This window comes from Chitinophaga pinensis DSM 2588 (assembly GCF_000024005.1).
Lineage (GTDB): Bacteria > Bacteroidota > Bacteroidia > Chitinophagales > Chitinophagaceae > Chitinophaga > Chitinophaga pinensis.
In genome coordinates, this window is sequence record NC_013132.1 from 5,118,115 (window position 1) to 5,131,155 (window position 13,041).

Here is a 13,041-nt window from a genome sequence, read left to right on the forward strand (position 1 = left end):
TTTTTTTGTATAGCCCCGGCAGATCTTACCGGGGCTATAAGTGTATTTATCTTGCTATTACAATCGTAGTCGTGAAAGTCTTCTCTTTTAATCTGATCAGCAGTACGTAAGTACCGGAAGGTACACGCTGGGTATTAAGGGTCAGAATATTGGTTCTTAAAGCAGCGTTCTGCTGTAATACCACCTGTCCTGCCATGCTGGTCATGGTTACATTCGCGTTGCCGTCATCTACCCCACTGAAGCGCACATTCACGATATCCGTTGCCGGCTGTGGATATACCATTTCGACACCTGCACCGAATTTGACGCGGAGCGCGATTGTACTGGATACCCTGTTGCCATTACCTGCGAGGTCAGTTGCTCCGTTGGCAGGAACGTTCACCATCATGATGCCTTCTGATTCCGGCAGGATGATCACCGCATATGTGCTTGGCGTCAGTTGCTTGAATTCAGTCACCTTACCTCCCATTACATTGATATCAGATGATTCGAATCCGAGTACATCTTCTGTAAATGTGAACATGAATGTTACTGGTCCGGATAATGGTTCAGCGCTCAGTGTAACAATCGCAACGTCTGGTCTTGTAACATCGACGGTCAGGATTACTTCACGGCTATGACCACTTTCATTACCTAATTCGTCGGATGCTGTCACAGATACTTTATGCGGACCTTCGCTCAGCGGAGGGTTGTAGGTATAAGACCATTCTCCGTTTGCTTTCACGATAGCAGATCCGATTGCTTTACCATCTGTATAAATGATGATCAGTGTACCTGGTTCGCCTGTACCGGTGATTGTCGGCTCAGTGGTGTTCACCAGTCCTGGTACATTGATACCAGGTAAGATTGGTGGAGCCGGCACTTCCGGTGCAACCGCATCAATTGAAAACTTCAGCGGAGTACCTGGCAAGCTGGTATTACCGGCAGCATCAGTAGCAGTCGCCGTGATCGTATGCGCACCCTCAGATAAACCAGGGTTGAAAGTATAGGTGTAATGACCATCGGCGTCAGCAACTGTAGTACTAACTGCAACACCATCGGCATAGATCGTTACGGTGCTGTTGGCTTCCGCTTCGCCGGTGATGGTTGGTCTGGTGGTACTTACCACACCCTGAACAGCCGGTGTGGCCAGTACAACTGTCGGAGCAGCCGGCGCCTGTGTATCAACAGTGATATTAAGCGTAGCTGATGGTACGCTGGTGTTACCTGCAGCATCAGTTGCGGTAGCTGTTACGTTATGGCCACCATCTATCATTGCAGGACTGATGGTGTAGCTGTAGTTACCGTTGTTGTCAGCAGTTACCGTACCAGCTGTCTTACCGTCAACATATACAGTTACGGTGCTGTTAGGTTCTGCTTTACCGGTTACGGTTGGTGTATTGTCATTGGTAAGCGTCTTGTCGGTTGTTACCGTTGGCGCAGCCGGCGCCTGTGTATCAATTACGAAGGACAGTGCCGGGCTTTGACCGCTGGTGTTACCTACTGCATCTGTAGCAGTTACGGTTACATCATGTTTGCCATCTGCCAGTGCTGGTTCGATAGTGTAGGTATAATGACCGTCGGCATCTGCTTTTGTAGTGCCGATTGGTTTACCATCAACATATACGGTTACCGTGCTGTTAGGTTCCGCATCGCCTCTGATAGATGGCGTGGCATCATTGGTGATGCCATTCTTGCCATCAATCAGTTGAGGCGCAGCTGGCGTTGGAGGCGCAGTTGCATCAATGGTGATATTCAAGGCCGGGCTTTGTGCACTGGTATTACCTGCGGCATCGGTTGCCGTCACGGTAATAGCATAGCTGGCGTCGGCCAGTGCTGGATTAAATGTATAAGTATAGTTGCCTGCGGCATCTGCTGTAGTTGTACCCACCGCATTACCGTTCAGATAGATCGTTACGGTGCTGTTAGCCTCCGCAGTACCCTTAATACCTGGAGTGGCATCGTCAATCAGTCCACCAGGTTTTCCATCGGCCAGTACCGGTGCAGGAGGTGTCGCTGGTGCATGTGTATCGATGTTGATTGGCAGCTGATTGCTCTTTCCACTTGTATTACCCGCTGCGTCAGTGGCGGTAGTGGTAATAGTATGTGTACCGTCGGATAATGCAGGATTGAAGGTATAAGTATAGTCGCCATTTGCATCAGCAGGAACTGTACCTACAACGGTGTTGCCATCATAGATTGTCACCGTGCTGTTGGGCTCTGCTTTACCAGTAATTACCGGTGTATTGTCATTCGTCGGATTCTTATCAGTTTTTACGGTCGGAGCCGCCGGCGCCTGTGTATCAATAATCAGGTTCAGGATTGCGCTGGAGGCACCGGTGTTGCCAGTGGCGTCTGTCGCCCTTGCAGTTACAGCATGTGTTCCGTCTAAAAGCGCTGTACCGAAAGTATAAGTATAGTTGCCGCTTGCATCTGCGCTGGCTGTTCCTACAGCACTACCACCCACATAAATCGTCACGGTGCTGTTAGCTTCCGCTTTACCGGTTACAGTTGGTGTATTGTCATTGGTAGGATTCTTTGCAGTCGTAATGGTTGGAGCAGCTGGCGCCTGCGTATCGATATTGATATTCAACGGAGCACTCATTGTGCTGGTATTCCCTGCTGCATCTGTTGCTGTAGCTGTAATGGCATGGTTACCATCTGACAGGGATGCACCGAAGGTATAAGTGAACTTACCGCTGGCATCAGCTGTGGTTGTACCGGCAACTGTACCATCTGCATAAATGGTGACGGTACTATTCGCTTCTGCCGTACCAATCACGGTTGGCGTGTTGTCATTAGCCGGCGTTGTTCTGGCAGTTACTACCGGAGCAGCTGGAGCCTGTGTGTCAACTACTAAGTTCAGGACATTGCTTTTCGCGCTCGTGTTACCACTTGCATCGGTGGATGTTGCAGAGATGGCGTGTGTGCCATCTACCTGTACTGGTAAGGTGAAGGTGTAATTACCACTAGCGTCAGCGGTAGTTGTACCTACTGAAGAACCGCCAATATAGATCGTTACGGTGCTGTTAGCTTCTGCCGTACCGCTTACATCCGGCGTGTTATCATTTGTCGGATTCTTCGCCGTAGTGATGGTCGGCACAGAAGGTGCCTGAGTGTCGATTTTCAGATTCAGTGTAGCACTTGGTGCACTGATGTTACCTGATGCATCAGTTGCGGTAGCAGTTACCGCGTATGTACCATCTGCCTGTGCTGGCAGCGTAAAGGTATAATTACCACTAGCATCAGCGGTAGTTGTTCCTACGGATGAACCACCAATATAGATCGTTACCGTGCTGTTAGATTCTGCTGTACCGCTTATATCCGGTGTATTATCATTTGTCGGATTCTTCGCCGTAGTGATGGTCGGCACAGTTGGTGCCTGAGTATCTATTTTCAGATTCAGGGTAGCACTTGGCGCACTGATATTTCCTGCTGCATCAGTTGCGGTAGCAGTTACTGCGTATGTACCATCTGCCTGTGCTGGCAGTGTAAAGGTGTAATTACCACTGGCATCAGCGGTAGTTGTTCCTACTGAAGAACCACCAACATAGATCGTTACGGTGCTGTTGGCTTCTGCCGTACCGTTTACATCTGGCGTATTATCGTTTGTCGGATTCTTCGCCGTTGTGATAGTTGGTACAGAAGGTGCCTGAGTATCTATTTTCAGAGTCAGTGTAGCACTTGGTGCACTGGTGTTACCTGATGCATCAGTCGACGTAGCAGTTACCGCATATGTACCATCTGCCTGTGCTGGCAGCGTAAAGGTATAATTACCACTGGCATCAGCGGTAGTTGTGCCTACGGATGAACCACCAATATAGATCGTTACGGTGCTGTTGGCTTCTGCCGTACCGCTTACATCCGGTGTATTATCGTTTGTCGGATTCTTTGCCGTTGTGATAGTTGGTACAGAAGGTGCCTGAGTATCTATTTTCAGATTCAGGGTAGCACTTGGTAAGCTGGTGTTACCTGATGCATCAGTCGATGTAGCAGTTACCGCATATGTACCATCTGCCTGTGCTGGCAGCGTAAAGGTGTAATTACCACTAGCGTCAGCGGTAGTTGTTCCTACTGATGAACCACCAATATAGATAGTTACGGTGCTGTTGGCTTCTGCTGTACCGTTTACATCCGGCGTGTTATCATTTGTTGGATTCTTCGCCGTAGTGATAGTTGGTACAGAAGGTGCCTGAGTATCTATTTTCAGATTCAGCGTAGCACTTGAGGCGCTGGTATTACCTGAAGCATCTGTAGATGTAGCAGTTACCGCATATGTACCATCTGCCTGTGCTGGCAGCGTAAAGGTGTAATTACCACTGGCATCAGCGGTAGTTGTTCCTACGGATGAACCACCAATATAGATCGTTACCGTGCTGTTGGCTTCTGCCGTACCGCTTACATCCGGTGTATTATCGTTTGTCGGATTCTTTGCCGTAGTGATAGTTGGTACAGAAGGTGCCTGAGTGTCGATTTTCAGATTCAGTGTAGCACTTGGTATGCTGGTATTTGCTGCAGCATCTGTAGATGTTGCGGTTACCGCATATGTACCATCTGCCTGTGCTGGCAGTGTAAAGGTGTAATTACCACTAGCATCAGCAGTAGTTGTGCCTACTGAAGAACCACCAATATAGATCGTTACCATGCTGTTAGCTTCTGCCGTACCGCTTACATCCGGTGTATTATCGTTTGTCGGATTCTTTGCCGTTGTGATAGTTGGTACAGAAGGTGCCTGTGTATCTATTTTCAGATTCAGTGTAGCACTTGATGCACTGGTATTACCTGATGCATCAGTCGATGTAGCAGTTACCGCATATGTACCATCTGCCTGTGCTGGCAGCGTAAAGGTGTAATTACCACTAGCATCAGCAGTAGTTGTGCCTACTGAAGAACCACCAATATAGATCGTTACGGTGCTGTTAGCTTCTGCCGTACCGCTTACATCCGGTGTATTATCGTTTGTCGGATTCTTTGCCGTAGTGATAGTTGGTACAGAAGGTGCCTGTGTATCTATTTTCAGATTCAGCGTAGCACTTGGTACGCTGGTATTTGCTGCAGCATCTGTAGATGTTGCGGTTACCGCATATGTACCATCTGCCTGTGCTGGCAGCGAAAAGGTGTAATTACCACTAGCATCAGCAGTAGTTGTGCCTACTGAAGAACCACCAACATAGATCGTTACGGTGCTGTTAGCTTCTGCCGTACCGCTTACATCCGGTGTATTATCGTTTGTCGGATTCTTTGCCGTTGTGATAGTTGGTACAGAAGGTGCCTGTGTATCTATTTTCAGATTCAGCGTAGCACTTGGCGCACTGGTGTTACCTGCTGCATCAGTTGCTGTAGCAGTTACCGCATATGTACCATCTGCCTGTGCTGGCAGCGTAAAGGTGTAATTACCACTGGCATCAGCAGTAGTTGTACCTACGGAGGAACCACCAACATAGATCGTTACCGTGCTGTTGGCTTCTGCTGTACCGTTTACATCTGGCGTATTATCGTTTGTCGGATTCTTCGCCGTAGTGATAGTTGGTACAGAAGGTGCCTGAGTGTCTATTTTCAGATTCAGTGTAGCACTTGAGGCGCTGGTATTACCTGATGCATCGGTTGCGGTAGCAGTTACTGCGTATGTACCATCTGCCTGTGCTGGCAGCGTAAAGGTATAATTACCACTGGCATCAGCGGTAGTTGTGCCTACGGATGAACCACCAATATAGATCGTTACGGTGCTGTTGGCTTCTGCCGTACCGCTTACATCCGGTGTATTATCGTTTGTCGGATTCTTTGCCGTTGTGATAGTTGGTACAGAAGGTGCCTGAGTATCTATTTTCAGATTCAGGGTAGCACTTGGTAAGCTGGTGTTACCTGATGCATCAGTCGATGTAGCAGTTACCGCATATGTACCATCTGCCTGTGCTGGCAGCGTAAAGGTGTAATTACCACTAGCGTCAGCGGTAGTTGTTCCTACTGAAGAACCACCAATATAGATAGTTACGGTGCTGTTGGCTTCTGCTGTACCGTTTACATCCGGCGTGTTATCATTTGTTGGATTCTTCGCCGTAGTGATAGTTGGTACAGAAGGTGCCTGAGTATCTATTTTCAGATTCAGGGTAGCACTTGGTGCACTGGTATTACCTGATGCATCAGTCGATGTAGCGGTTACCGCATATGTACCATCTGCCTGTGCTGGCAGCGTAAAGGTGTAATTACCACTGGCATCAGCGGTAGTTGTGCCTACTGATGAACCGCCAACATAGATCGTTACCGTGCTGTTAGCTTCTGCCGTACCGCTTACATCCGGTGTATTATCATTTGTTGGATTCTTCGCCGTAGTGATAGTTGGTACAGAAGGTGCCTGTGTATCTATTTTCAGATTCAGGGTAGCACTTGGTGCACTGGTGTTACCTGATGCATCGGTTGCTGTAGCAGTTACCGCATATGTACCATCCGCCTGTGCTGGCAGCGTAAAGGTGTAATTACCACTAGCGTCAGCGGTAGTTGTTCCTACTGAAGAACCACCAATATAGATCGTTACGGTGCTGTTAGCTTCTGCCGTACCGCTTACATCCGGTGTATTATCGTTTGTCGGATTCTTCGCCGTAGTGATACTTGGGGCAGGCGGGGCCTGAGTGTCTACTGTAAAATTCATAGCCGGACTCATAGCGCTGGTATTACCTGCTGCATCTGTCGCGGTTACCGCTACCGTGTGTGGACCATCCACCTGAACCGGTAGTGTATAAGTATAATTACCACTGCCATCAGCCGTAGTAGTACCTACAGAAGATCCGTCTACATAAATAGTGACAGTGCTATTTGCCTCTGCTGTTCCTTTAATATCAGGTGTATTGTCATTCGTCAGCCCGCCTGCTCTTCCATCTGCATAGGTTGGTGCAGCTGGTCTTGCCGGCTCCTGTGTATCGATCATGATATTCAGGGCAGCACTTAATACACTGGTATTACCTGCAGCATCTGTCGCCGTTGCTGTGATAGCACGCAGACCGTCAGCCAGCGCACCCGTAAAGGTGAATGTAAATGCACCGGAAGCATTCGCCGTAGTCGTACCAGCGATAGCACCATCTGAGTAGATAGTGACAGTGCTGTTAGCTTCTGCAGTTCCGATAACAGTAGGTGTATTGTCATTTGCAGGTGTAGTCCTGGAACTAACAACCGGCGCAGGTGGCGCCTGTGTGTCAATTGTAATATTTAATACGTTGCTGGGCGGGCTCACATTGCCTACTGCATCTTTTGCAGTTGCAGATACGGCATAAGTGCCATCGGCCAGTGTTGCAAATGTATAAGTAAAGTTGCCGGAAGCATTTACAGGTGCTGTACCAACAGCGGTAGCACCTCTGTAGATAGTGACCGTCGTGTTAGCTTCAGCGGTTCCGGTAATAACAGGTGTATTGATATTGGTAACCAGTTTGCTGGTGGTAATCACCGGTGCAGCAGGTGCTGTTGCATCTACTGTAAGATTCAGCGTCGCACTTGTGTTGCTCACGTTACCTATGGCATCTTTTGCAGTAGCAGTAAGTGCGTAAGTACCATCCGCCAGCGCCGGACTAAACGTATAAATATAATCACCGCTACCATTTGAGGTTACTGTTGTAACGGCGGTACCGTCTTTATAGATGGTTACGCTGGTATTAGGATCTGTTTTTCCTGTAACGGTCGGCGTGTTGTTGCTGGTAGGATTGACAGCCGTTGTCAGTGTTGGCACTGCCGGTGCCTGTGTATCTACCGTAAACGTTAATGCCGGACTTTTCGCGCTGGTATTACCAGCAGCATCAGTCGCAGTCACACGGATCGTATAGGAACCATCCGCCAGTGTCGGGAAAGTGAATATGTAATCACCACTGCTATTCGCATTAGCAGTTCCTACAATGGTAGTACCACTATATATAGTTACTATACTGTTATTCTCTGCAGTACCCTTAATGTCAGGAGTATTGTCGTTGGTAACATTACCAACACCACCTACCAGGGTTGGTGCAGGAGGAGTTGCAGGAGCCGTAACGTCTACTGTCAGCGGGAACTGATCGCTCGGCATACTCGTATTACCAGCAACGTCTGTCGCTGTTACTGTAATATTATGGAGTGTCGCCGTCATGGTAGGCGCGGTCATTGTCCACTGACCAGCAGCATTTGTCGTCGCTGTACCGATCTGTGTTGCACCGTCATATACTTTTATCTGTGAACCTGGCTCCGCAGATCCTGTCAGATCAGGCGTCACATCATTAGTAGCATTACCGCTACCAGATGTTGGCGCTAAAGTTGGTCTTCCTGGTTTAGCAGGCGCCGTCAGATCGACGGTCACTTTAAATACAGGACTCGCAGCACTGGTATTACCTCCTGTTGTCGCTGTTGCGGTAAAGGAATAAGTACCATCCGTCAGGGTCGTACCCGTATAGTCGAATGTCCAGTTGCCGGAAGAATTCACGGAGGCTGTACCTAATGAAGTAGATCCGAGATCAGCCCTGTATACATTTATGGTAGCAGATGCCTGACCTGTACCGTTCAATTTCAGTGTAGCATCATTGGTGATGGTATCAGTTGCGCTGAGACCTGTATCATCAGTAATGGAAACAATATTTGGCGCAGGTGGTGCATTGGTCACTACCCTGCTGTAATCAATATTCAATACCGGATCGGATGCATATCCACCATATTCCACCACATAACCCAGGTTGTTTGAGTTGTTCAGGTCATTCCATCTACCCTGATTGGTAGAATAGAGCTGCATGTAACGTTCATCTGTGTTCTGATAGTTATTAGGTTCCCCGCCATTCCATTTCATGTATGCACTGCCTACTGCTACCGGGTTATTCAGGCCGGTAGATATCGGGGTTCCTTTTTCAGGTCCTGTTACCCAGTAATAAGCGCCATAAGCGGATGCCTGGTCATTATAAGCAGTGCGTCCGAGAACAGTATTTACAATCTGATAGTCACAGGTACCGCCCACCCATCCATCGCTGGACAGCTTAGACGTGATAAAGTCATTTTCAATCTGTGCGGTGCTGGTAGCCAGATAACCCTGCAAACCATACAGTGTGCGGGCTTCTGCAGCAGCTTTTGCCGCTGTCCAGCTCATTGGAGTCGTAATGTATTCGTAGTAGTGAGGCTTTGTACCTACGGTGTAACTCACCACGTTACCCAGTACAAAACGAATCGTTCTGTTGCCGGTATTACCACTGGTCGTATTAAACTTCACCGTACGGTAAAATGCCTGCCATTCGGTAGCTGTAGCAGAACCGGTGAAGGAAGCAACACCGGTTGTCGCATTATAGGCAGCTGTCACGCCGGAAGGTAATGTTCCCCAGGTGATCACGTCTCCCGAAACAAATCCGGTATCTATATATACACGTCCATCTGTTACGTTGGCAGCTCCTTTTACGAGGATCTGATCATCGATCACTGAAGCGACAGTAAACAGGGATTTCTGCTGAATGCCTTCATTCGCAGAAGTAATCTCTGAAGCAACACTGGTAGCAGCCCTGGTAGCCAGGGTGAAATAGTCGCCCTTTGTGAGGTTTACACCAGATATACATACCCTATTCACCAGGATAGTGATACCGGAGCTGATCGCGGTTGCATTACTGAAATCTCCGTCTTTGTCGATCAGCAGGGCGAAGTTACCCGAATTAGATACATCGATACCCAATCCTGTCAGTTCGAAGCAGACATCGACCGTACCGATATTACCATTCAGGTCGGCTCTCCATACCTGTTGCAGACGGGAAATGTGGGACGACGGGGTTTGCGTGGACTGTCCGTATCCCGCGCGGTCGTTACCAAAGCTCAGTACCACATTGGTATTGGTCTGAGATGGATTGGTCACCGAAAGGATGCCACTGAAAGAGGCACTCATATTATAAGTACCTGAACAGGCGGAGGTACGGATACCTACCCCATTAATATCATTATTATATGGAATACCGAGTGTATAGTTAGAAGCCATATCGGTAAAATCCGTTGCATATTTATTGGCAAGATAAATGTTGATCTTTTCTATATCACATGCACTCAGTTTCCTGTTGTAAACAATCAGTTCACTGATATCACCATTATAATAGTTATTATCTCCATCCAGGCCGATCCTCAGATCAGCCCTGCCGGTGGCATCGCCTGTATTGTCCGTAAATGCAGAAATCAGCTTACCGTTCAGGTAAACTGCAGATGCGTTACTCGTTCCTTTACTATAGACGGCCGTGACCAGTCTCGTTTCTCCGGATTTTGCACCCCCGGGTATGACGACCGCGGTCCCTCCTGTATTCAGACTGGCATCCGTCGTTCCGGTAGCAGCCTTGTTGTTGAAGTAGCGTTGCTGGGTGGCCCCGACATCTGCTCCCCAGACTGCCTGGGCGTTACCATCGTTTGTCCCTGGCCGGTATACCGCGAAGATGGTTACATCGGCCAGCGTCCCTGCCCGTATATCCATCCCGTTGACAGTCATCCCTGAACCTGCACTGGCGGACGTCCGGTTAAAATGAACAACCGGACGATCATTGGCGCCGCCACTATTGTAAATCACGGGGTTAGCTCCTGAGCTGACAGCATTATGCCCGCTACCTGATTTATCATACCAGGTAGAAAGCGTACTACCATAAGCGGGTGCAGTCGCTCCTGCCAGTACATCATTTGCGTCCAGCCACAACACCACGCCGTTATTAACGCCCGCAGGTCCCGTCTGTGCAAATAAAGAAATACTGAAAAGGCAACACAAAAGAATGCAGCCCAAGCATTTACGTAGAAATAATTTCATCTGAAAATAATTGGTGAAGTTGTATAGGAACGGGATACATTGCCAGGGTTTCCCGGATCACTCATAGGTATATGCCAGTCTGGTGTCAAAAGACGGTTTTCATATGTTACAAATTTATATACTTGTTTGATATAATTATTTAGAATAACTTGTATTAATATGTAGTAGTTTTACTACAAAATCTGGTACTGTATATTACATTCGTTGTTTATTTAGACGTTGTAACGTACTTTTACACAATTACTTACTATGCCTAATATACTTGTTGTAGATGATCAGGAGGTAGTTCGTTACGGTACTACACTCATCCTGCAGAAGTCAATCGACGACGCGCAGGTCAGTGAAGCGGGCAGTTTTGAAGACACCCTGAAGATATTATCTACCAAAAAATTTGATCTTGTCATCCTGGATATCGATATGCCGGGGGGAAATAATCACCAGATGCTGGATGTGATTCGTTTACGCCATCCAGATATCAGGATCCTTATTTTCTCCAGCTACGATGAACAGATCTTTGGATGGAGATATCTGGAGGCAGGCGCCGATGGCTTCCTGTCTAAAAAAACGGGTATAGAAGAAATTAAAAATGCAGCTAAAACGCTGCTGAGGGATGAAAAATACCTCAGTCCTACCCTGAAACAGACATTATTAAATAACTTCACTAATAAGAAAAGCGCTACAAATCCTATTCAACGTTTATCCAGCCGTGAAAATAATATCATGCAGTTGTTGATTAAAGGTTCCAGTGTGGCCGAAATCGCAGATAAACTCAGTTTACAGATATCTACCGTCAGCACCTATAAGAAAAGGATTTTCGAAAAACTGCAGGTCTCCAATGTCATAGAAATGATAGAGAAAGTACAGCTCTACTCATAATCCCCTATTTATTTTATTAAAAAAAATTTCTATATTCAGCCCCTGATTACAACTGAAATCTTTTTACGTAAGCATTAATCATTATTCCGACCACGACCCTATGAAACGACTACTTGTTATCGTTACAGGCATTGCTGTAACCACGCATTCTATGGCCCAGGAGAAAAAGGGACCTTTCCAGTTAGATGGCACAATCACTGGGAAAAACAGCGGATTTGTCCATCTGCGCTACGGCAACGGCTTTTACATGGAAGACAGCTGCGCCATTAAAAACGGCAGTTTCTCCTTTAAAGGCATGCTAAGTGAACCTGTCATGGCTACCATCAGTGGTGATGGCGAAGATGGCTATGATTTTTACCTTGATCCGGGTCAGATGACGATCAATGTAAAATCTCCCAGCTTCGAGGACGCCGCCGTCACTGGTTCTGCCTCTCAGACGGAGTACCAGGAACTGCTGACAGCCAGGGCAGATGTACAAAGGGAAATCGCACCTCTTGCCAAATCACTGGAAGACGCCAACAAACAGTACCTGAGCGCCATTCAGTCAAGAAAATCCGATGCAGAGCTGACCGCTCTGAAATCGAAGGCGGATGTAGCCAAAGGCAGTCTTGCACCCCTGGAAGAGAGGGCACGTGAAGTCAGCTATGATTTCTTCCGCTCCCACCCGGATTCTTATGTAACGGCAGCAGAACTACGGTACTTTGCCACATACATGAAACCAGGAGACCTGAAATCTCATATTGGCAAACTCGCCCCTTTCCTGCAAACCAGTATTTACGGACAAGAGCTATCCGACATTCTGAACAAACTACAGAATGGTGCACCTGGTAGCCAGGCACAGTTATTCAGTCAGCGGGACGCAACCGGTAAGGCCGTTACACCGCTGGATTTTAAGGGGAAATACCTGTTGCTGGATTTCTGGGGCAGCTGGTGCCTGCCCTGCCGTAAAAACAATGTACATCTGAAAGAGCTTTATGCCCGCTACAAAGACAAGGGATTCGCCATCATTGGTATTGCTGATAATGACAGCAAACCAGAGGATTGGAAAAAAGCAATCGACAAAGATGGTATTGGTATCTGGACGAATATTCTCCGCGGACTGGACGCTAATAAGTTCAAGGAGGATGGTAAACCACAACCAGGCGATATCTACAATATGTATGGTGTACATGCCGTACCAACGCAGATATTGATCAATCCTGAAGGTATGATCATCGCCCGTTTTGGCAGTGGCGGTGAAAACTACGAACTGCTGGATACAAAACTGGCTGAAATCTTATAAATATTTGTAATCCAGTCATCCGATACTTACTCTCCGTTAGCGCTGTCTTTTGGACGTAGCACTAACAAAGCGTAAGTATAGCATGACTATTATAATGCAGGTATTTACAACGGGTACTGCGGCAGAAGTTGGCATGATTAAGGTATAG

At 47.6% G+C, this 13,041-nt stretch carries 3 protein-coding genes; 2 read left to right on the forward strand and 1 reads right to left on the reverse strand.

Annotated features, from left to right (window positions below; all coding sequences use genetic code 11):
- Positions 1–46: 46 nt before the first annotated feature.
- Entirely contained in the window at positions 47–10,735 is a 10,689-nt protein-coding gene (locus CPIN_RS36855; protein ID WP_012791745.1) for an Ig-like domain repeat protein, read from the reverse strand.
- A gap of 249 nt (positions 10,736–10,984) precedes the next feature.
- Between CPIN_RS36855 and CPIN_RS20430 the strand changes: the two genes are divergently transcribed.
- Positions 10,985–11,611 (forward strand): response regulator, encoded by a 627-nt coding sequence (locus tag CPIN_RS20430; RefSeq protein ID WP_012791746.1) that lies wholly within the window; start codon positions 10,985–10,987, stop codon positions 11,609–11,611.
- Positions 11,612–11,711: 100 nt separating this feature from the next.
- Positions 11,712–12,893: a DUF4369 domain-containing protein gene (locus CPIN_RS20435; RefSeq protein ID WP_083781121.1), complete on the forward strand. Its 1,182-nt coding sequence runs from the start codon at positions 11,712–11,714 to the stop codon at positions 12,891–12,893.
- Positions 12,894–13,041: the final 148 nt, after the last annotated feature.